Source organism: Desulfurivibrio alkaliphilus AHT 2 (genome assembly GCF_000092205.1).
In the GTDB taxonomy this organism is placed as follows: Bacteria; Desulfobacterota; Desulfobulbia; order Desulfobulbales; family Desulfurivibrionaceae; genus Desulfurivibrio; species Desulfurivibrio alkaliphilus.
Genome location: NC_014216.1, coordinates 2,289,596 through 2,310,529, shown reverse-complemented (window position 1 = coordinate 2,310,529; position 20,934 = coordinate 2,289,596). Strand labels below are relative to the sequence as shown.

Here is a 20,934-nt window from a genome sequence, read left to right as displayed (position 1 = left end):
CGCCCGAAGATGCGGTGCTGCTGAACGCTTACCATTTACCCCTCGCGGGCGTTGGGTAGGGCGCAGGGATCACCGGCGCAGCAGGCCTCGTAATCAAAGGCGTTTAAAATGCGTAACTCCGGCTCCCGGCGGCCGGCGGGCAGGGGGCGGTTTTCCAGGCTGGCCGCCTGCCGCTCCAGCTCCCGGCGCTCCGGAATGGCCGCCAGCCCCTGGGCCAGCACCTTGCCGCTGTAACTGTCCAGAACCTCGGCATCCTGACCGTTGCTGACCACGGTCAGGGGAATGATCCCCTCGGCGTCCAGCACCCGGGCCGCCGCCAGAGCCGGGCGCTGGCGGGTAACCAGGGAGCCGGGACCATAACGCAACAACATCAGGCGTCGGCCGGCCAGGCTGACCACAAAGTCGATCCGGGAGAGTACGAAGCGGCCGGCAAACAAGGTTTCAATCTTCAGCCGGGGCTTGATCTCCGCTTTGGCAAAGCCTTTCTCTTCCACCAGCAGCCTGGCCAGGCGCTGGCGATAGCGCTCATCATCGGTATCCACCAGGGTTTCTCCGGTTAGAAAGTCCTGGAGATGACCGTAAATCATATGGTGGGAGTCAATTTTCGCCATGGCCCCTAAAACAACTCATCATGATTACCAGCGCGATTCCGGAACTGTCGTACCAACGGAGAAAGGGGAAGAGTCTGCTGTGGTCTCTTCCCCTCCCGGATACTGCAATTATCCCGTTTAGCCGCTTATAGTTCCAGCCAGGATTCCGAGAAGACGTTCTGGCCGGAGAGCACCTTGTAAGTCTTGTAATGCTCCAGGGCGGTGCCGGAAAGCGTGGCCGGATCAGGGTCGTTGCCGTCCATCATGCCGTGCACCATGTCCACCAGCTCCTGGCGCTCGCCTTTGCAGATGGCCATCAGCTCTTCATCGTAGGAGTTGACGATAGCGGTGGTGATACCGTATTTCATCAGCATAATCAGGTAGGTGCGATCCAGGTACTTGCGCAGGTGCTCGGCCACGCCGTTGCTGACGTTGGACAGGCCCACGGTGGAGCCGGAGCCCGGGGCAATCTCCTGCAGCATGCTCATGAACTCCAGCCCCGAGTTGATCTGGTCGGCCCCCAGGGTGATGGGGGTGCCGATGGGATCAAAGAGGATTTTTTCGTTGGGGATCCCGGCCTCGGTGAGGGCCATCATCAAGTCAACCGCCATGGCGGCCCGCTCGTTGGAGTCGCGGGGCATGCCGTCGGGGCCCCAGAGCAGGGCGATCACGTAGCAGCCGGCTTCGGCGGCCACCGGGATCAGTTTCTCCATCCGCTCGGGCTGGGCGGAAATGGAGTTCATGATGGCCGCTTCCTTGTTTTTCAGGGCTTTAAACCCGGCGGCCATGGCATCGGCGTTGGTGGTGTCCAGGCACAGCGGCACGTCGGTGGCCGCTTCTACGGTTTGGACCACCCAGGGCATCAACTCGGTACCGTCCTTGCGGGCCGGGCCGATGTTGAGGTCGAGAAAAGAGGCGCCGGCGGCGGCCTCTTCTTTGGCCATTTCTTGAATCGGCCCGGGATTGCGTTCCTTCATAGCCGTCCCGCTGCGCGTGCCCATGATATTGATGCTCTCGGCGATTGCCTGTACCTTCATTGATGCCCTCCTTGGAAAACGTTGAATAAGGTTAAACGAATAACTGAATTTCGCATTAAACCGTTTTGCTTGCGGGGCACGTGCAACCGCTGTCGATTGACGTCACCCCTGCCGGAAACCGTGGAAAAATAGCCTTAAATGGTGTGGATGTCAATCGAATGTGCAAAAGTTCCGCTGGCTCGGTAAACGTTCAGGAAGAAAAAACAGCGCCACCGCTTTTGGCTTCCGCTTCCAGGCGCTTGATGCCGGTGGTTTTGTCCACCGGCAACACAAAGGCGATGCCTCGGCCGGGCTCGTCCAGGCCGGTATCCTGCCTTATGGCCTGCAGTACCGCTTCGGTTTTGTCGGCCGCGATTAAGGTCAGCACTACCTCTTTTTCCGGCTCAATGGGAATGGAAAACAGGGTTTCCTTTTCGTGAATGCCGGTGCCGCGGCCGTAAAGGATGGTACCCCCTTCGGCCCCGGCCCGTTTGCTGGCCGAGACCACCGCCTCGGAGTTGCCTTTGTTGACTACGGTTACGATCAGTTCAAAACCGCTTGCCTGTTGCATGTTGTGCCTCTTTTTGGCGTCCAGATCACAGAAATGAGCAATACCGGCCAGGTTGGTTACGTCGATGACCAAAGCAATACCCTGGCCGGTTTCTTCAAGTCGGCCCGCTTCCGTCACCGCGTTGAACAGAGGGTCGATTATTTTTTCCGGAAAAAGGGTGAAAACTATCTCTTTATCCTGATTTACCGGAATACCCCAAAATTTTTTTTCGTAAATGCCGATGCCTTTGCCAATGAAGGTGGTGCCCCCTTCAGCTCCCGCCTCCTTGGAGGCCTTCACGATGGTTTTGGCCCGGCCTTTTCTAACCACGGTTATCAACAGCTTATAACATGAAATATGGTTCATGCCTGTTCCCTCCGACGGCGGTTGAACAGCAGGCCCAGAATCAAAACGGCCAGAATGGGGGCCAAGGCGACCAGGGTGATCATTCCGAAGCCGTCCAGCAGCGGATTGCGCCCCTCCATAACCCCGGCGGCGCCAACGGAAACGGCCATGATAAAGGTTACGGTCATGGGCCCGGTGGCCACCCCTCCCGAGTCAAAGGCGATGGAGGTAAAGGTTTTGCTGGAGTAACGCATCAGCAGCATGGCCAGCAGGTAGCCGGGAATAATGAGATACCACAGGGGAATCCCCAGCAGCATCCGGGCCATGGAGATGGCGATGGAAAGACCCACCCCCAGAGACAAGGTGTAAAGCATAATGCTCTGCGGAATCGAGCCGCTGGAGGTCTTTTCCACTTCCAGGTTGAGGATCCGCACCGCCGGCTCGGCGAAGGTGGCGACAAAGCCCAGCACAAAACCGATGGGTATCAGCAGCCAGTTGTGGTGCATCCCGGCCAGGATGGCCCCCATTTCGGAGCCCACGGGGAAAAATCCTACTTTAACCCCCTGCAGAAAAAGCGCCAGCCCCAGAAAGGTCGGCACCAGCCCTTTCAGGATGTTTAATAACTGGGGCCAGGGCAGACGTAAAATGAAAATTTGGAAAAAAAGAAAAAAGCCCAGCAGGGGTAACAGGGCAAACCCCACCTCCAGCAAGATATGGCCGAATCCAGCAAATATTTTAATTTCCACGCCGCGATCTCACCTTGGGGGATTAGCTAGTTGTAAAAAATACCCAGCAGCATAACCGCCAGAATCGGGCCGATGGAGGCCAGGGCCACTAGCCCGAAACCGTCGGCGGAGGCGGTCTTGCCTCCCAGCACCGACGCCACCCCGACCCCCAGGGCCAAAATAAAGGGCACGGTCATGGGGCCGGTGGTCACCCCACCGGCGTCGAAGGAAACCGGGACGAAGTGGGCGGGGGTGAAGGCGGCCAGCAGGAACACTAAAGCGTAACCGGTAACCAGCAGGTAGGTAATCGGGATACTGAGGATGATGCGCAGCATGGCCAGCCCCACAAAAAACGCCACCCCGGCGGCCACGGTATAAATCAGGATATTTTGAGAGATATCACCACCTGACACCTGGTCTACCTGCATGGCCAGCACCCGGACATCGGGCTCTGCCACTGTGGCGGCAAAACCCAGCAGCAGACCGAAGAAAACCACCAGCCAGCTTTTTCCCAGCCGGGGCAAAGAGGAGCCGATCATCTCGCCAATGGGCAGCATGGCCACCTGCACCCCCCACAGAAACAGGGTCAGCCCGGTGCTGACCATCACCAGGCCGACCATAAACTGTAAAAAGTCGGCCAAAGGGAGCCAGATCAGGGTGAACTGCAGGACCAGCACCACCGCCGTAATCGGCAGTACGGCGTAAAATACTTCCTGAGCGGTTTCCTTGATGTCTTGCATCGGTCCCAGAGGGTATAAGCTTGTTGCCGTTAATTAGAGCGTAAGCGATCGCGGGGTGCTTGGCGAGCAAGAATGCACAACGCAATTGCCGGCGTTTACGCCACAGGCCAAAGGGGAGTGATAAAAGTTACCCGCCGGTAATGGTAACGAAAAAAGGCGGTCAAAGCCAGGTAAAAAAGCATCCGGGAGCCGGCTGGCTGCAGCTTGGTTTTTTTCTAAGACGCCTCACCGGTGCCGGGAGGTTTGACGATGCGGCGGAGATAGTCGGGCAGAATTTTGTAGGCCGCCAAGGGGGCCAAAGGCGGTCGACGGCGATCGATCTTGATATCCGGCTTCGCCACGCCCTTGACCATTTTAATGGGATCCTGTTTCTGGTTTAAGGTTCTGCCGTTGTCGTCGGTAATCGGCAGCAGCACCGGGCCTTTGCTGTCCAGCACGTAGCACTGGCGACCATCGGTGAGGGCCACCACGCTGCCCGGCGGATAGATACCCACCGAGCTGACAAATGAGTGCAAAATGTACTGCAGTAGCGGATCCTTCCTGGCGTAGTGGTTGAAGATTTCGGTTACCACGCCCACCGGGTTTAGTGCCTCTTTGTAGGCCCTTTTGGAGGTCATGGCATCGTAAATGTCCGCCAGTTTGCAAACCTTTACATAGGGGGGGACGGTGGTGTGAACCCGCTCGGGATAGCAGCGGGGTTCATCGTCATAAAGTTTGGCATGGTGGTAGAGGCAGACGTTGGTGATATAGGGGTTGGCCAGGCAGTTCTTTTCGAGAACGGTCATCGCCTTTTCGGCGGTATGGGTCTTTATTTCTTCAAACTCGCTTTCACTCAGTTTGCCGTTTTTGTTAAGTATTTTGGGGTCGATCAACACTTTTCCCAGGTCGTGCATGAAAAACCCGATGGAAATGTCCCGTAATTCGGCGGGCTGGAAGTAGCTGAAAGAGTGCTCATTGCCTGCCTTGTCATCGAACACGGTGGCCGGGGTGTTATTGAGGAAGGTGTTGACCGCGGCGCTGAAGTTTTCATTAAATTTTTTCATCACCACCGTACCGATGGTGCAGACATTGATGGAGTGGTTGTAGAGGTAGTCGTCGTAAGAGAAAATCTCCCGGGTCATGTAGGAAAAGGAGTTTTCGTTCTGGGAGACGAAATCCACCAGGTCGGTCACCATGTCGGCCACCGGGGAGACGTCAAACTCACCGTCGTTTTGCTGAATGGAGTGCAAGGCTTGTTTAATGCAGCCTTTGGCCTTTTCGTACTTGGCGGTGGCTATTTCTTTAATTTCGGTGATCTGTTGCAGCTGTTGGTCGATTTCACTCCGAGGGCGACGCCCTGGAACGGCATTGGCCGGCGTCGTGGCCGGCGGTGAAGACGGTAAGGCCAGCGGCACCCCCTGGGCGTCCCACATGCCGCCTTTGGCGGTGGCGATGATGGGAATCTGGCCGATACCCAGCCGTTTCACCCGCTCCAGGGTTTCAATATCGGTTACCGGAACATCCTTTTCCAGCAGCAGTTTGCCCTGCTTGCTGACGATATCCACCCCGGTGCGGACCGTCCCTCCCTGGCGCACCAGGTCGATCAAGCGGTCAATGGAGATCATGGGCGGTCCGTTGGCGGTGACCGCAGACTGTTGCCCAAGTGATGACCCGGTGTTGATGTTTTGTGTCATGGGTGAAGGCCTGATGCTTGTGGACGGCAAATCATAGGGGTTCAGCAGCGCCGGTCAAACTCTTGCAAGGTGGCCAGAAATCTTGTTTCGCGCTCCTGAAAACCGAACATATTGATCAGTTTGCAGATGGTGTCCAGAATTTCGGTGGAAGATTCCGCCAGGGCGAAACCCGCTTGAAAACCCTCGCTGCCGGCGGGCTGGCTCCAGCGGGTTACGGCCGTGCAATGCAGTTCCGGCGAGGGGAAATGGTCCGGTGGCAGCTTGATGCGCATCCGATAACGCCGGGCCGGGATCATCGCCCGGCGGCTATTAAGCTGCATTCCCTGGTGGCTGATCTCCACCAGGTACCCGAGTAGCTCGCCGTTGTCGTAGTCGTAGACTTCCAGTCCTTCCAGCAACCGATTACGGTCTTGCCGGGGAACATGATTAAGGTTTTTTTGTCTTGCCATTGTGTTACCCTGCATGAAACAGCCCTCCTCGCAATTTACTTGATCCCCATAACGGCAAGCGTAACAGAAATCAGTGGGGTGAGGCATCACCCAAAAAGGTGATTTTGCAGGGTGCGACAATGCCCGCCGCCGGGGGTACTCAACCGGCGGTTAATTACCATGATAACCAATCCTGACTGGTTTTCCAAGAAATATTACGATAAGTTAACCTTTATCCGGTCCCCATAGCCGTCGGACCGGAAAAAGCAGGTAGCTGGAGAAATTCATGTCGGTAAAAAATAATCCCTACGCGTTGTACAAGTTGTTGCCCGGCGATAATTGCGGTCGCTGCGTTTTGCCCTCCTGTATGGCCTTTGCCGCCGCGGTAATTCGGGGGGACAAGCGAGCCGCCGAGTGCCCGGCCCTGGCGCCGGAGGTGCTGGCCCGCCTGGAGGCGGAGTTGCAACCCCGGCGGGGACTTGATCAGGAGCAGGAAGAGGCGGCCGCCGAACTGCAGGCCCAGGTGGCGGCGCTGGATTACCCCCAGACGGCGGCTCGGGTGGGAGGGCGCCTACAGGGTGAGCGGCTGGCCATTCCCTGTTTGGGCAAAGATTTTTTTCTTGAGCCCGATGGCCGGATGGCCTCCCAGTGTCATGTAAACCCCTGGATTCAGCTGCCACTGTTGCGCTACCTGCTGGTTTGCCAAGGGAAGGAGGCCACCGGCGAGTGGCTGCCCTTTGCCGGCCTGCCGGGGGGACAGGCGGGGGCGGCGCTGTTTGCCAAGCGCTGCGAGGAGCCCCTGCGACAACTGGCCGACGCCTACAGCGCAGATTTTTTTGCCCTGCTGGAAATGTTTGGAGCCGTGGAGAGCCCGGCAAGCAGCGAGGAGAACCGGGAGATGATCTTTTACCCGTTGCCGATGGTTCCCTTCCGGCTGGCCTACCAACCCCCGGAAGAGGGTTTGGCGTCGGCCCTGCGGATCACCTTTGACCGCTGCGCCGAACAGAACGCCAACCCGGAGATGCTGCACTTTCTGGGCACCGGGATGGCCGCCATGGTGGAAAAAATCCTCAAGCGCCAGTCTGCCTGCTGAACGGATGTTAACCCCCGTGACCGCTTACCTGTTCAGCAGCTTGCCCCGGTTGCCCTGACGCTGGGTAAGCCCCTGGTGGATAATCAGGCGGCTCCCTTCCTCCTGGCCGGCCTGGTAGCTGGAAGCGTAAAGTTTGCGGCCGCGGCCGCGGATGTTGCGCAGATAGGGGTAACGCTGGCTGAAAAAGTGCTGGAGTTCCCGGTCGCCGGCACAGATCAGACTGCTGCAGGTTACCTCCCGGTTTTGACCGCCGCTCTCCGCCGGTCCTGGCCGGCGGCTGGCGGCACACCCCTCCTGGCGCTGCAGTTTATCTCTCAGGCCACTTAGCACCCCGATATAGTAAGAGTTTTTCTCCCGCCCCGGGGTCCGGGTAAGCCGCCGGTGCTGCTGCCAGAGGTGGGGTAACCGCTCTTCCAGAAAGTGAAAGACATACTCGGCAACGGCCAGGTTTTCCCGGCGGCCCAGCAGTTCCAGCACCCGGTGCAGCTGGTCGTGAGCCGGGCTGTAAAGCTGGTAGCTAATGGTTTTTACATAAAAAAAATCTTGCAGCAAAGCGGCCAGGTGGAGATGGTGCGGCGGCCGGCGGCGGCGGCCGGTGCTGATTACCAGGTAGTCGCAACCATCGTCGGGGGCGATACCGGCGGCATTGCGGCGGTTGGGCAATTGCTGCAGGTTGTGCCGGCGCATTAATTCACCGGCCTTGGCCATGGCCAGGGCGGCCTCGTGTTCGTTGGCGCTGCCGGCCAGGGCCAGCAGCTTTTCGATTTTGTTCAGCACCGGGGAGCAAAATCCGGCGGGTCGGCCGGCGGCCAGTTGCTCCGGGATGGCGCCGCCGGCCCGGCGAAAGAGGGGGTGGACGCCCAGGCGCCGGCAGGCTTCCCGAAAGGCCGGCCCATGGGGCGGCTCGTTGAATGGCTGTAGAACCTGGTCCACATACTGGTGGGCCATCTCATGTTTGAGTACCTCCAGCACCACCTCCCAGCCATGCTTGCGGATCAGCCAGGCGGCGATCTGCATGACCCCGGGAAAGGGCTGGGAGCGCCAGGCGCCGGCCCGGCTCGCCCCATCGCTGATGACCAGCAGCGGGGTGGGCAAAGAAAGCCGGTAATAGCGGCAAAGCTGCTCATGTTCCCGCAGCAGTTGGCGTTGCCAGTTCAGTTGATCTGCAGCCATTTTTTCAGTAGCACTCTGGTGGCATCGGCCAGGTGGCCTGGGGGGCTGGTGCGCCGGATGAAATCGAGATAGAAGCACTCCGGCGCCAGATCACGGGCCGGCGCCCCGGCCAGGTAGTGGCAGTGCCAGCCGGCCTTGGCGGCCCGGCGGCAGTAATCGGCATCGAAATAAAAAATTTTAAAGCCCTCGTCGAAAGGACCGATCTCCTCCAGGGTCTCCCTGCGCAGCAGCAGGGCGCGAGCGCTCAGAAAACCGGCGGCGGCCTGCTGGAATACCGGCGGTTCGCCGGCATGGTAATGGCGTTTAAGCAACGGGCCGCCCAAGCCGCTGCCGCCCAGCAGGGTATGGAGCAGCAAAATTACCGCCAGCCCAGGAACTCGGCGGCGGGATGGCAGCAGGTGGCTGTCGCTGTCGAGCAACCGGGGAGCAGCCAGCCCGCTTTCAGGGTTTTCGTCCATGAATTGCACGAGGTTGAACAGGCAGCCGGCCAGCGGGTAGATCCGGGGCGACCAAGGGGCCAGATAGCGGCCGACAGCCAGTCCCATGGCATGGTTGAGGCGGCGGCCAGGGGTGGGCGGCGGGTTTTCATAGATGGTAAGCTGGGGAAAATCGGCCTGCAGGCTCCGTCCTTCCGGGCTTTGTGGCGAGCAGTCCAGCCCGGCGACGATAACCTCGTAGGCCACCGGGTCGGCATGTTCTTCCACGGCCGCCAGAAACCCCCGTAATTCGACCGCCGTGACCGGTTCCGCCAGGCAGAAGGAGATATCGACGTCAATTGCCATAAAAGCTGCTCCACCGGTACCTGCCCTCAGCGCGTTTTGGCCACCGTGGGAAACAGGCTCAGGTTGGTGTGGGGCAGGAACAGGGCGGCCATGTAATGGTCCATGAACTGGGCGTTTTCCGCCAATTCCAGGTTGGTGACCAGCTCGGAGACCAGCATCCGCTCCCGGAAACGCTGATTATCGCTGAGGCTGACCCGGCAGCCCAGCAAAGAGCCGTTGCCCAGGTAGAAAAAGCGCTCCCGCGGGATATCCGGCAGCAGGCCGATGGTGATGGCCCGTTCCAGGTCGATGTAGGCGCCGAAATTGCCGGCCAGAATCACCCGGTCCAAATCGGCAAAATCCATGCCCACCGACTCCAGCAGGGTTTGATAGCCGGCATACATGGCCCCCTTGGCCCGGATCAGATTGTCCAGGTCAACCTCGCTGATGGCTACATCCTGGCCCAGCAGGGCGTCTTTGCCCCAGGCCAGCACGTATTCCCAGCCATCTTCACCCTGGCGGATCCGGTGGTGCTCCAGGCTGCGGTTGAATTTGCCCTGGGGGTCGATGACCCCGGCGTTGAGCAGTTCGGCCACGATGGCGATCAGGCCGGAGCCGCAAATGCCGCAAGGCTTGATGCGGTCGATGGTAATGATCATCGGCTCCAGGGTTTCGGGGTGGATATGGAAGTTTTCGATGGCCCCGGAGTTGGCCCGCATGCCATGGCGGATGCCGCCGCCCTCGAAGGCCGGGCCGGCCGAGCAGGCGGCGCAGACCATCCATTCTTCATTGCCCACCACGATTTCCCCGTTGGTGCCGATGTCGATGAACAGGGTCAATTCCGGGCTTTTATACATCCGGCAGGCGTGCACCCCGGCGATGATGTCGCCGCCCACATAACTGGCCACCGCCGGGTAGAGAAAAAGCCGCACCGAAGGGTGGGCCAGCACCCCCAGTTCCGCCGCCTTGGTCAGGGGGAAATGGCTGCAGGTGGGTACATAGGGCGCTTCCCGGATAAACTTGGGGTCCAGCCCCAGCAGCAGATGGCTCATGATGGTGTTACCCGCCGCCATGATATAACTGATGTCGCTGGGGCTGATGATCACGGTCTTGCAGAGCGTTTCGATAATGTTGTTGATGGTCCGCACCACTTTGCCCTGCAGGGTGCGCAGGCCGTCGCCCCGCTGGGAGTAGACGATCCGGGAAATGACGTCTTCGCCGCAGGAGATCTGGTCGTTGTAGGCCGAGGCCTCGGCGATGATCTTGCCGCTGTTAAGGTCGACCAGCATGCCGCAGACCGTGGTGGTGCCGATATCCACTGCCAGGCCGTACAGGCTGGCGGTGGTGTCGCCCGGTTCCACGGCGATGATCCGGGCCGGTTCCTCGGCCCGGCGGCCTTTGAGCAAAATCACCGTTACCTGCCAGCCGGCCTCTCGCAGGGTAAAGGGCAACTCCTTGAGCAAGTCGGGGTGATCGAAGGTGGGCTCCTTGCAGTCGTGGCAATCCTGGCGGATGGCCCGCATCAGCCGCTGGAGATCGGGAATATTGTTCTCCATGGTGGGAGGATCGAGTTTGAGAAAACGCTTTTCCACCGGCGGGTCAAGGTGCCAGTCGCCGATGAGCTGATCCAGAGAGCGGGCGGAAATGGTGCGGGTGGCGGCGGGTTTGCGCTTCAGGGCCTTGCCGTCCTTGCCCATGGCTTCCGGGATCCTTACCACCAGGTCGCTTTTGACCCGGCTCTGGCAGGCCAGACGCAGGCCGGCGGCGTAATCATCGTTTTTCAGGCGTGCTTTGCCCGACTCCACCTCGCCGGACTCCACCGCCACTTTGCACTTGCCGCAAACCCCATCGCCACCGCAATAGGCGTTGACATAGACCCCGGCCCGGGCGGCAGCGGCCAGCAGATTTTCCCCTTCCTCCACCTCGATGGAGACATTATCCGGCAGAAATTGTATAGTTTTCATGGTGGAGGCAAAATATCAGGATTGGGCCAACTGTCAAGCACCATAAATGCCGGGGCAGCGTCGAAGTTGGGTGGCGACTAAGCGTCTTGCGATTTTTTACAGGTGATTTTGATGAACAGAGCAGATCAACATTCCCCCAAAACAGCAGCGCCAGGATGGCCGTCGGCGGCGCCGGTTGCCTGGCCGCCCCGGGCCGGTGTGCTCCAGTTCCGGGTGCGCTTCGGCGATCCTGCCGCCAACCTGGCGGTGGTGCAGAAACGGCTGGCCGCCCTGGCCCCGCCCCCGGGGACCCTGGTGTTGCTGCCGGAACTGTGGTCCGGCGGCTTTGCCTATCATGCTCTGGCCGGGATGGTGGAGGAAACCCCATCCCTGCTGGCCGCCTTGGCCGCCGAGGCTCACCGTTATGATATTTTTCTGGCCGGCAGCCTGCCCGAAGCCCCGCCGGCGGCCTCGCCGTCGCATTTACCGTACAACACCCTGTATCTGGTCGGCCCCCGGGGGGTGGTGGGCAGTTATCATAAACAGCGACTGTTTGCCCCCATGGGGGAGCCGGAATATTTTCGCCCCGGGGCGCTGAGCGGCCCCATCGCCGGTCCGGCGGGGCCGGTGGGCGGACTGGTCTGTTTCGACCTGCGCTTTCCCGAGCTGACCGCCGCCCAAGTGCGGCGGGGGGGTGCCGTTATGCTGGTTGCCGCCCAGTGGCCGCGGCTTCGGCAAGAGCACTGGCGGATTTTGCTGCGCGCCCGGGCCATTGAAAATCAGATCTTTGTGGTGGCCTGCAATACCTGCGGGCGGGTGGGTGATACCGATTTTGCCGGTTGTTCAGCCATTGTTGCCCCGGACGGCGAACTGCTGGCGGAAGCCGCCGAGCAGGAAAGCGGCCTGCTGGCCCCGCTGGACTTTGCCCGCTTAAACGCGGTGCGATCCTTTTTTCAGACCGCCGGCGGGATCGCTGCTGCCTGATGGCGACCTTCAGCCACCTTGAGCTTGCGCTGGTTGGTGCGGGGCGAAACGGCACCCCGGGGCGCACTTTTTTTTTCAAGGAAACCGCCCAGTCGGCCGATGACTGAAGACAGAATCGGGTGATCTTCGATGGTCCCGTAAACACGCAGGCTTTGCCAAGCCGTCGAGCTGGAGCAAATGGGCCCAGAGCACACGGGCCTGAAGCAAACAGGCTTGGATGGCTGCACAAGCGTTACTTGAGGAAGAAGGCATGAGGAGCCAGCAAAAATACAGTCTTTCATTCAGTCTTTGGGCCGGTTTTAGGCGGTGGTCGAGGCGGGTTTATCGGCCAGTTGCGGCCTGGTTGCCCTTGCTGTTACTTGCCGGCCTGTGGCTGCTGCCGATCCAGGCGGCAGCCTCATCGGGCGAGGCCCGGGCGCCCTCCGGCCCCGAGGCCTTGGCGGTGGGGACAAGCGATGAGGTGGCGCGTCTATACCACCAGGTGACCAACCTCAGTGAACAGCTTTTTGCCAGCCTTGCTGAGCCGGACCCGGAGTACGGCGATTTGCGGGGCGGGGTGATCGTTCTCTCCTTTGTCGACCAGAGAAAACTGACCCGCACCACCTCCTTTGGCCGTTACCTGGCGGAGCAGTTGATGAACAACCTGCAACAGCGCCGGGTGCCGGTGGTGGAGTTGCGCCAGAGCCGGGAAGTGCGCATTCAGGAACAGCGGGGCGAGTACGGCCTTTCCCGTAACCCCGCCGAGATCAGGGAGTCGGTAGCAGCGGCGGCGATGCTGACCGGGACCTATACCGCCACCGCCGAGCAGGTCATTGTCAATGCCAGGATCATCAACAATCGTACCGGGGTACTGCTGGCCTCGGCCACCGTTTTGGTACCGCGCACCCCGGTGGTGGAGGCGCTGTTGGCTGATCCGATCAGCGACGTAGTCGTGGACCCCGAGCCGATGTATCTGAAGCGTCTGGAATTCTGAATTAATCAGCAGAGGAGATTGCCGCAATGATAGAGAATATGCCGGGATTGGGATACCGCTGGGTTTGCGGTCTGGCCATCTTACTGCTGTTTGCCGGCGCTGCCTGTGCCGGCCAGCAACCGCAGGTGGCGGCGCCGGTGGAACAGCCGTCTTATTTTGTGCCAGCTCTTGAGGCCCGGCCGGCACCGGCGGATGCCGCGGGAACCATGGCAAGCCGTGAGCAGCGGCCGCCGCTGCCTTATTACCCCGCCTCCCTGGAAGAGCCGGGCCTGGAGGCTCTGCTGGGGGAGATAGCCCGGGAAGCCGCCGGGAAAATTTATTATCAGTTGCGGGATGGTGGTGATGACCCGGCCAAAGTCCGGGTGGCGGTGGTGGCTGCCGTTCCCCTGTCCGATCTGAAAAGAGAAAGCGAGTTTGGCCGGGTGCTGGCGGAATATTTTCTTACCGACCTGGCCGACCGGGGCATACGGGTAACGGAGTTGCGCCTGGGACGGGATATTCAGATTGTGCCCCAGACCGGTGAGTTTGTACTCTCCCGCAACATCGGGGAGCTGGCCAGTCAGCAACAGCAACTGGATTACGTGGTGCTGAGCACTTACTCCAATACCCGTAAAACCCTGATGCTGCATGGTCGTCTGGTGGCTTTGCAGGATGGGCTGGTCCGCACCAGTTGGCGGCATAACCTGCCCCTGGACCGGGAGTTGCGCTGGCTGTTCGGGGAGAGCGAAGAACCTTTTGCCGTGCCCATTCGCGGCATGCTCTAGAATCGGCCGGTTTTTGCAACGGACTTAAGGAAACTGGGAGGAACGGGGTGATGCGGACGGGAGCGGGAAAAGGACGGCGGGGAGTTTGGCTTTTGCTGGGCCTGTGGTTGGTGCTGGCCTTTATTGCCCTGCCGCAGCAGGTTGCGGCCCGGCAGGTGGTGGCCGATGTGCCTGACTCCCCGGAAGGATATGGCTCTTTGTCCGAATTGGTGGTGCTGATAGGTGAAGATGCGGCCGGGCAGTTTGCCGATTTTTTTGCCGCGGGCCCGGTAAGGGTAACCCCTTTTAAGGTGATAGGTGAGGGGCTGCCCCGGCGGACCACTCTGCTGGGCGCCACCCTGGCCGATCAAATGACGGCGGTGATCAACAGTGTGCCAGAGGCAGAGGCTGAGCGGGAATTGCGACCGGCCAGGGATGAGCAACTACTGCGCGGGGTGCTGCAGGAACTAGACGGCTACCTGCGAATTCACATCAGCGGCCGCAACAACCGTGGCCAGTGGCGTTCTTATGTGGCCAACGTGGAGATGTCGGAAGCGGTTTACCGGGCGCTGCATACCTACGTAACCTACGGGCGCTGATACCAGACGGGTGGAAACATCATGGCCGATGACAAGGATGTAAAAGATTTTGGCGATATCGACAACTGGCTGGCCGATCTGGATGGCGATGAGCCGGATCAGACCGCTTCGGTGGCGGTTTCCGGGTCTGACGGCGATGAGTTGGATCAGGCGGATATCGATCAACTGCTGAGCGGCGGCGGGGCGGAGGAAAGCGGCGCCCAGGAAGATTCGGTGGAACTGGACCAGGACGATATCGACTCCCTGTTTGGCGATGGTCCCCAGGGCGAAGTGCCCGAACCATCGGTGGCGGCCGAAGCCTTTCCCGGCGAACAGGATACGGAGCCGGAAGCACCACAGGAAGAGATCGGTGATGAGTTTGAAGATCTGTTTGCCGAGGAATTCGAGGAAGAAGCTCCGGCCGACCAGCCGCAGACAGAGCCCGATGAGCCCGAGGCGGCGGTAGAGGCCGCCGGCGACGAAAAGCCCCCTGAGGAAGCAGCATCATCGGCCCCGGCAAGTCCTCCCGCCGGCGATGGAGGCGAAGCTGTGCCGGCCGAGGCCGGCGGGGAGAAGGAAAAAGATCCCTTTGATTTTGATGACGGCGAGTTTGATATCGAAGGCTTTGATTTCGATGACGACATTCCCGATATCCCCGACGAAAATATGCTGGAGTCATCCCGGGAAGGTAAGCGGGAAACAGCGGAAGAAGAGGATATTTTTGCCGATACGCCCAGTGACACCGGCGCCCCAGTGACCGGGGAGGCAGGGGAGGCGGAAGAGACAGCGGCCGGAGAGGACTGGAAAAAGCGTTTTGCCGGCTGGCTGCCGGCCTCTTTTGATAAAAGCGCCATCAACAAGAGCACCATCGGCGCCTCGCTTTTTTCGCTGCTGCTGCTGGTCGGTGCCGCTTACTGGCTGCTGGGCCGGGATGAGGAACCGGAGTTGGCGATTCCCCCCCAGGTTCGGGAAAAACTGGTAGAGGCCCTGGAGCCGGAACGGCCGGAACCGGTGCTGCCGCCGGTGGCTAAAGCCGAGCGTTTCCGCATGGAGCAGCCCGGCGCCGCCGTCTCCCTGCAACTGCGGGCCGAGGCGGCCGACGGTGCCCCGCTGGCTTACGAGATTGTCACCCCGCCCCGCCATGGTCGCCTCTCCGGTGAACCACCTCGGATAACCTATCTGCCCAACCCCGACTTCCCCGGTGAGGACAGCTTTGTCTTTCGGGCCACCGACGGCCGTCTGGCCAGCGAACCGGCCCGGGTTGCCATTGTCGGTCCCAGTCTGCGGGCAAAAGAAGATGAAAAGGTGTTGCCGGAAGAGGTGGAAGAAGTCTTGACCCTGGCCCCGGAGCAGCCCCTGATCAGGGTACGGGACCTGCAACTGAGCACCAGCAGCACCAAGCCGCTGAAGATTGACTGGGCCGCCATCTGGCGCCGTGACAATCCGGTTCCCTTTGCCGGGGTGCGGGTTGAGATTATGGAGCAAGACCTGCGGGGTCGTCTGCATCGCCCCGATCCGGCCCACCATCTTTATGAACCCGACCCCTATTTCCAGGGGGAAGAAAGCCTGGTTTACCGTTTTCACTACGCCGGGCAGCGTTCCAAGCCGCGGCGGCTGACAATGCAGGTTGAATCCGGCAATCCGCCGCCCACTATCCGGCTCGCCCCTTTGGCTGCCGCTTATCCGGTGGGGGAAACGGTGATTCTCGATGCCCGGGAAACACTGGCCGTTCAGCCGCAGGAGTTGCACTTCCAGTGGCGGCAGTTAAGCGGCACAACGGTACACCTGGAGTCGCTGGTCGATAATGACGCCCTGGTGCGCTTTGTGGCCCCCTCGGCTTTTGCCCACCTGGCCTCACCCAAGGTGGTGCTGGAGGTAACCGCCATTGACCGCCACACCGGCTTGCAGGAGTCGAAGACGGTGGCGATCGGCACCTCATCCCGGCGCCAGAGCGCCTTGTGGCAAGGAGAACCGGCGGCGGAGCGACCGCGCAACAGCCCCCTGTGGGGGTATTAAGCCCAGGTCACGGCACTGACGGTAACAAATCTAAAGGTAATCGTTCAGCAGTGCCGCAGGTTCGGGCAAGCAGCCAGGCGCAGCGTACATCAGTACGTAAGCCTGGCTGATCGCCCGAAGATGCGGTGCTGCTGAACGATTACCTGATGATTTCTTTCATGGCGCGGATTACCGCGGCATAGTCGGGCTGACCGAAAATCGCCGAGCCGGCGACGAAGATGTTGGCGCCGGCCTCCCGGATGGCCCCGATGCTCTTGGGGCTGACGCCGCCGTCGATTTCGATGGCGGTCTGCAATCCCCGCTCGGTTATCATCTGTTTCAGGGCCCGGGTTTTTTCCAGGGCTGAAGGGATAAAACTCTGGCCGCCAAAGCCCGGATTGACGCTCATCAGCATTACCAGGTCCACATCCGCCAGCAGATAGTCCAGAGCGTTCAGCGGGGTGGCCGGATTCAGCACCACCCCGGCCTTTTTGCCCAGTTCCTTGATCTTGTGCACGGTGCGGTGCAGATGATAGCCGGTTTCCACGTGCACCGTGATCCAGTCGGCGCCGGCGGCGGCAAAGGCCTCCAGGTGGCGTTCCGGCTCTTCAATCATTAAATGCACATCCAGGGGCAGATCGGTGATTTTACGCACCGCTTCCACCACCAGCGGTCCGATGGTGATGTTGGGGACAAAGCGGCCATCCATCACATCCACGTGAATCACATCGGCGCCGGCGGCGGCGGCCGCTGTCACTTCTTCGCCCAGGCGGGCAAAATCCGCGGACAGAATAGAGGGCGCGATCAAGGGACGTTGCAGGTCGACGGGCTCGTTCATCAAAGATGGTTCCTTTTTTCCCTCATGGGGATCCTTGGGATATCGTTCAACCACGGGGCACCCCGTGATTAGTTATCTTCGCTTGCGCTGATGGCTTCCTTGGCGTCTTCGGGAGCGGCGCCTGGGGCAATTTCCTCTGCCGATCGTCCTTCACCGCCGATGGTCACCATGACGTACCGTTCAGGCTGCAGGTAGCGCTGTGCTGCCGCCAGCACTTCCTCGGCGCCGGTGGCTTCCAGTCGCCGGGGGTAGCGGCCGGCAAAATCCAGCCCCAGGCCGTAGGTTTCGTTCAGGGCCATCTCCATGGCCTGGGCCCCGTTGGTTTGCAGCCCCAAGCGGTAGTTGCCGATCAGAACGTTGCGGGCTCGCTCCAGTTCGGCATAGCTGATGGGTTCGTTGCGGACCCGATAAAGCTGGCTCCAGAGTTCCTTGATCGCCTCTTCCCGGCGCTCGGGGCTGGTGCCGATATAGACCCCGAAGGAGCCGGTATCGGTGCCCAGCAAGGAAAAGGAGGATAAGCTGTAGGCCAGGCTGCGGCGGTCGCGCAGTTCGGTGAACAGCCGGCCGCTCTGGCCGGAGAGGACCTGGTCCAGCAACTCCAGGGCGTAACGGTCCGGCCCGGTCAGGGTGGTGCCGAGAAAACCGATGATGATATGCACCTGCTCCCGGTCGCGGGTCAGGTTGACCATCACCGGTCTGGCCGGCGGTTCCGGCGGCAGCAGGGTTTCCACCACGGCCGGATCATCCGCCGCCGGGGCGGCCCAGCCGCCGAAGAGTTCTTCCACCTGGTTTTTCACCCCCTCGGCGTCGATGTCGCCCACCACCGACAGCACCAGCCGGTCCGGGCGGGCATACTGCCGGTAGATGTCCTGCAGGTCGGTTACGGTCAGGGAGCGGATGGCGCCGGCGGCCCCGAGGGTATTAAGGGCGTAAGGGTGGCCCTGAAAAAGTGAGCGGTTGAACTCCCGGAAGGCCACCGAGGTAAGGGAGTCTTCCTGGCGGCGCAGATTGGCCAGCAGTTCGGCCCGGACCCGTTCCGTCTCGTCCGGCGAAAAGGCCGGCTCCAGCATGATATCGCGCATGATCAGCAGGCCCTGGTCGAAAAAACGGGCCAGAAAATCACCCTTGAGACCAAAGGTGTTGCGGCCGCTGAAGCCGTCGATTTCCGCCGCCATGTCGGCCACCGTCCGGGCCAGTTGCCGGAAGTCCCGGTCACCCGCCCCTCGGGGCAGCAACTCGCCGATAAAGGTGAAAGCCCCGTTGGTCAACGGGGTTTCCCCGCGCAGGCCCCCCGTAAAGACGGCGCGCACCGCCACCGTGGGCACATCCCGCTGTTCCCGGACCAGCAAGGTGATCCCGTTGTCCAGCAGGAAACGGTGGGTATGCGGTGGCAGACCCGCTTCCCGGGCCTGGGCCGGGTGACGCTTTTGGGCCTGGGTGGCGGCCTGTTGCAAAATAGTTGCCAATTCCTGGCGCTCCAGGGCGATATTCGAGCCTTCCGGGGCCAGGATTCCGGCGGTGAGCTTTTGGGGGGTAAGGTAGCTGGCTGCCACCCGCATGAGGTCTTCCGCCTCCACCCCCCGGATCCGTTCCAGGTACTCATGTTCACGAGGATCGCCGGTGAGTAGGGCAAAAGAGCCCAGTACCCGGGCCATCCCTTCGGCCCGTTCCAGGTTGAAAACAAAATCCGCCTCCAGATTGCGCCGGGCCCGGTCCAGCTCTTCGTCGCTGACCGGAGCGTGCTGCAGGGCGAGAATTTCGGCCATGATTTCCGCCAGCACCTCGCGGCTGTGCTCGGCATCCAGCACCGCCCCGACCCGGAAGATGCCGGGGTCGCGGGAGCTGAACATGGAGGTGTCGATGCGGTAAACCTTGCCCAGTTCGTGGCGCAGCCGTTCGTTGAGGCGCGAGGCCTCGCCCTGGCCCAGGATCTGGCTTAACACATTCAGGGCGGCGGTGTCCGGGTGTTTAAAGGCGGGAATGGGAAAGGCCAGGGCCAGGTGAGTCTGGTTGATGCTCTGTTCCTCGAGAAAAAGCCGGGAATCATCCTGGGGCGGTTCCTGGGGCAGATCCCGCTTGCCGGGGGCCTCCCGCCGGGGCAGGCCGCCCAACAGGCGGCGGCTTTCGTCCAGCACTTGGGCGGCCCGGACATCCCCGACCACCACCACGGTAAAGTTATCCGGGTGATAGTGGCGTTCAAGGTAGGCCAAAATATCCTCCCGGCTGATGGCCCCCACGCTCTCTTCGGTGCCGCTGATGGGCAGCCGGTAGGGGTGAACCTGGAAGGTGTTGGCCATCATCTCCTGGAAAAGATGGAGTTCCGGGCGGTCCCGGCGCATCAGGATCTCTTCAAAGATCACCTGCTTTTCCCGCTCCAACTCCTCGGGGTCAAACAGTGAGTTCAGGACCGCATCGGCCAGCACCTCCATGGCGGTGTCCCAGTGGCGGGCGTTCAGGGTGGCATGGTAGACCGTGTGCTCAAAGCTGGTGTAGGCGTTGACCCGGCCGCCCACCGCCTCTATGGCGCCGGCCACTTCGCCGGGGCCACGGCTGGGTGTACCTTTGAAGATCATGTGCTCGATGAAGTGGGTAATCCCCGCTTCATGGGGCTGCTCGTAAACGCTGCCGGCCTCCACCCAGAGCTGGACGGTGGCCACGCCGGTACCCGGCGTTTCCCGGGTGATTACGGTAAGGCCGTTCTCAAGCTGGCTTTTGTACAGCCGGGGAGCGATTTGTTCGGCGTGAATATCGGTGGGTGTCATCATAAGGGCCAAAATACCAGTTAGCAGGAAAAGGGCAAGGTGGGTGCCCCGGGAAATTGGTGACATCTCTGTCCTCACTTACCTGGAGGTGGCTTGCCGGTCGGCGGCGCCCGGAGGAAAGTAATAGAGCAGCAGGGCGGCGACGATCATCAAGCCGCTCAGCAGTTGGCCCCGGCTGAAAAAGCCCCAGGCCAGCCCCAGGTGGGCGTCGGGCTCGCGGAAAAATTCGACCAGAAACCGAAAAACGCCGTAGCCGCCCAGGAAGATGGCCACCAGTCGCCCCCGGGGCCACTTTCTCTGCCAGTACAGGCGCAGGGCAAACCACATAATGATGAACAGTACCAGGCCTTCGAGAAAGCTTTCATACAGCTGTGAAGGGTGGCGGGGCAGGGGACCGCCGGCGGGAAAAACCATGCCCCAGGGCATCTCGGTGACCCGGCCGTAAAGCTCACCGTTGATGAAATTGCCCAGCCGCCCCAGGCCAAGCCCAATGGGGACCGCCACGGCATAAGCGTCGGCGCTGCGCCAGAAATCCAGCTTGGCGTAACGGCAAAAGAGCCAGCCACCGATTAACAGCCCCAGCATGCCGCCGTGGAAAGACATCCCCCCCTGCCAGGTGGCGAAGATTTCCCAAGGGTGTTGCCAGTAATAGGAAAAATTATAAAAAAGTATATAACCCAGCCGACTGCCGACAATCAGGCTGATGATCAGCACCAGGTTGAGGTTGTCGAAATGCTCGGCCAGGCCGGGGTGGGGGTAACGCCGGATCTGGTAACGGACCAGCAAGTAGGCGGCGATGAAGGCCAGTACGTACATCAGGCCGTACCAGCGTACGGCCAGGGGGCCCAACTGAAAAATTACCGGATCGATTTCGGGGTATGGCAGCATCAGGGTTATTCCAGGGAAATGGCCGCCCGCAGCGTTTTTGGCAACGGGCTGATAATCACTCAGCCGTTAGCATAAGCTGTTGCACGGTTAGTGTTTCAGGGGTGTTTCGGTGCTTGCCAACCGCCGCCCGGGCCGG

The 20,934-nt window shown here is 60.9% G+C and carries 19 protein-coding genes; 6 read left to right on the top strand and 13 right to left on the bottom strand.

Annotation, left to right across the window (positions count from 1 at the left end):
- Positions 1-35 precede the first annotated feature (35 nt).
- The 7 genes from DAAHT2_RS10120 to DAAHT2_RS10090 all read right to left on the bottom strand — a co-directional run bounded on the left by DAAHT2_RS10120 (position 36) and on the right by DAAHT2_RS10090 (position 6,088).
- Positions 36-611: a type I restriction enzyme HsdR N-terminal domain-containing protein gene (locus DAAHT2_RS10120; protein WP_013164193.1), complete on the bottom strand. Its 576-nt coding sequence runs from the start codon at positions 609-611 to the stop codon at positions 36-38.
- A 125-nt stretch (positions 612-736) separates the two neighbouring features.
- Positions 737-1,627, bottom strand: coding sequence for a dihydropteroate synthase (locus DAAHT2_RS10115; RefSeq protein ID WP_013164192.1), 891 nt, complete (start codon positions 1,625-1,627; stop codon positions 737-739).
- A 190-nt stretch (positions 1,628-1,817) separates the two neighbouring features.
- Entirely contained in the window at positions 1,818-2,522 is a 705-nt protein-coding gene (locus DAAHT2_RS10110) for a P-II family nitrogen regulator (protein WP_013164191.1), read from the bottom strand.
- Positions 2,519-3,247: a DUF1538 domain-containing protein gene (locus DAAHT2_RS10105; RefSeq protein WP_013164190.1), complete on the bottom strand. Its 729-nt coding sequence runs from the start codon at positions 3,245-3,247 to the stop codon at positions 2,519-2,521. Before DAAHT2_RS10105 ends, DAAHT2_RS10110 begins: the two co-directional genes overlap by 4 nt.
- Before the next feature lie 26 nt (positions 3,248-3,273).
- Positions 3,274-3,966, bottom strand: coding sequence for a DUF1538 domain-containing protein (locus DAAHT2_RS10100; protein WP_013164189.1), 693 nt, complete (start codon positions 3,964-3,966; stop codon positions 3,274-3,276).
- Between the two features lie 215 nt (positions 3,967-4,181).
- A complete protein-coding gene (locus tag DAAHT2_RS10095) occupies positions 4,182-5,639 on the bottom strand; it encodes an HD-GYP domain-containing protein (RefSeq protein ID WP_013164188.1) in 1,458 nt (485 codons plus the stop codon).
- Between the two features lie 41 nt (positions 5,640-5,680).
- Entirely contained in the window at positions 5,681-6,088 is a 408-nt protein-coding gene (locus tag DAAHT2_RS10090; protein ID WP_157861463.1) for a PilZ domain-containing protein, read from the bottom strand.
- Positions 6,089-6,353: 265 nt separating this feature from the next.
- Here DAAHT2_RS10090 and DAAHT2_RS10085 point away from each other — a divergent pair, with 265 nt between their 5' ends.
- Positions 6,354-7,160, top strand: a complete 807-nt coding sequence (locus tag DAAHT2_RS10085) for a DUF3786 domain-containing protein (RefSeq protein ID WP_013164186.1) — start codon at positions 6,354-6,356, stop codon at positions 7,158-7,160.
- A gap of 24 nt (positions 7,161-7,184) precedes the next feature.
- On the opposite strand, the gene DAAHT2_RS10080 is transcribed toward DAAHT2_RS10085, so the two are convergent.
- The 3 genes from DAAHT2_RS10080 to DAAHT2_RS10070 are packed head-to-tail and all read right to left on the bottom strand — an operon-like array spanning position 7,185 to position 11,058.
- Entirely contained in the window at positions 7,185-8,333 is a 1,149-nt protein-coding gene (locus DAAHT2_RS10080) for a DUF2786 domain-containing protein (RefSeq protein WP_013164185.1), read from the bottom strand.
- Positions 8,315-9,115, bottom strand: coding sequence for a glycosyltransferase family protein (locus DAAHT2_RS10075; RefSeq protein WP_013164184.1), 801 nt, complete (start codon positions 9,113-9,115; stop codon positions 8,315-8,317). Before DAAHT2_RS10075 ends, DAAHT2_RS10080 begins: the two co-directional genes overlap by 19 nt.
- Before the next feature lie 26 nt (positions 9,116-9,141).
- On the bottom strand, positions 9,142-11,058 hold the full coding sequence (locus DAAHT2_RS10070; protein ID WP_013164183.1) for an ASKHA domain-containing protein: 1,917 nt from the start codon (positions 11,056-11,058) through the stop codon (positions 9,142-9,144).
- A 111-nt stretch (positions 11,059-11,169) separates the two neighbouring features.
- On the opposite strand from DAAHT2_RS10070, the gene DAAHT2_RS10065 reads away from it, so the two are divergent.
- The 5 genes from DAAHT2_RS10065 to DAAHT2_RS10045 all read left to right on the top strand — a co-directional run bounded on the left by DAAHT2_RS10065 (position 11,170) and on the right by DAAHT2_RS10045 (position 16,331).
- Entirely contained in the window at positions 11,170-12,021 is an 852-nt protein-coding gene (locus DAAHT2_RS10065) for a nitrilase-related carbon-nitrogen hydrolase (protein WP_013164182.1), read from the top strand.
- A gap of 349 nt (positions 12,022-12,370) precedes the next feature.
- Complete coding sequence (locus tag DAAHT2_RS10060) at positions 12,371-12,994, top strand: FlgO family outer membrane protein (protein WP_157861462.1); 624 nt, start codon at positions 12,371-12,373, stop codon at positions 12,992-12,994.
- 26 nt (positions 12,995-13,020) lie between these two features.
- On the top strand, positions 13,021-13,758 hold the full coding sequence (locus DAAHT2_RS10055) for a FlgO family outer membrane protein (RefSeq protein ID WP_013164179.1): 738 nt from the start codon (positions 13,021-13,023) through the stop codon (positions 13,756-13,758).
- Between the two features lie 92 nt (positions 13,759-13,850).
- Positions 13,851-14,336 (top strand): hypothetical protein, encoded by a 486-nt coding sequence (locus tag DAAHT2_RS10050; protein ID WP_218915004.1) that lies wholly within the window; start codon positions 13,851-13,853, stop codon positions 14,334-14,336.
- A gap of 21 nt (positions 14,337-14,357) precedes the next feature.
- Positions 14,358-16,331, top strand: coding sequence for an Ig-like domain-containing protein (locus tag DAAHT2_RS10045; RefSeq protein WP_013164177.1), 1,974 nt, complete (start codon positions 14,358-14,360; stop codon positions 16,329-16,331).
- A 139-nt stretch (positions 16,332-16,470) separates the two neighbouring features.
- On the opposite strand, the gene rpe is transcribed toward DAAHT2_RS10045, so the two are convergent.
- From rpe to lgt, 3 genes are all read right to left on the bottom strand, one after another.
- Positions 16,471-17,148, bottom strand: coding sequence for a ribulose-phosphate 3-epimerase (gene rpe, locus DAAHT2_RS10040; protein WP_013164176.1), 678 nt, complete (start codon positions 17,146-17,148; stop codon positions 16,471-16,473).
- A gap of 68 nt (positions 17,149-17,216) precedes the next feature.
- A complete protein-coding gene (locus DAAHT2_RS10035; RefSeq protein WP_218915003.1) occupies positions 17,217-19,913 on the bottom strand; it encodes a M16 family metallopeptidase in 2,697 nt (898 codons plus the stop codon).
- Between the two features lie 75 nt (positions 19,914-19,988).
- Entirely contained in the window at positions 19,989-20,798 is an 810-nt protein-coding gene (gene lgt / locus DAAHT2_RS10030) for a prolipoprotein diacylglyceryl transferase (protein ID WP_013164174.1), read from the bottom strand.
- Positions 20,799-20,934: the final 136 nt, after the last annotated feature.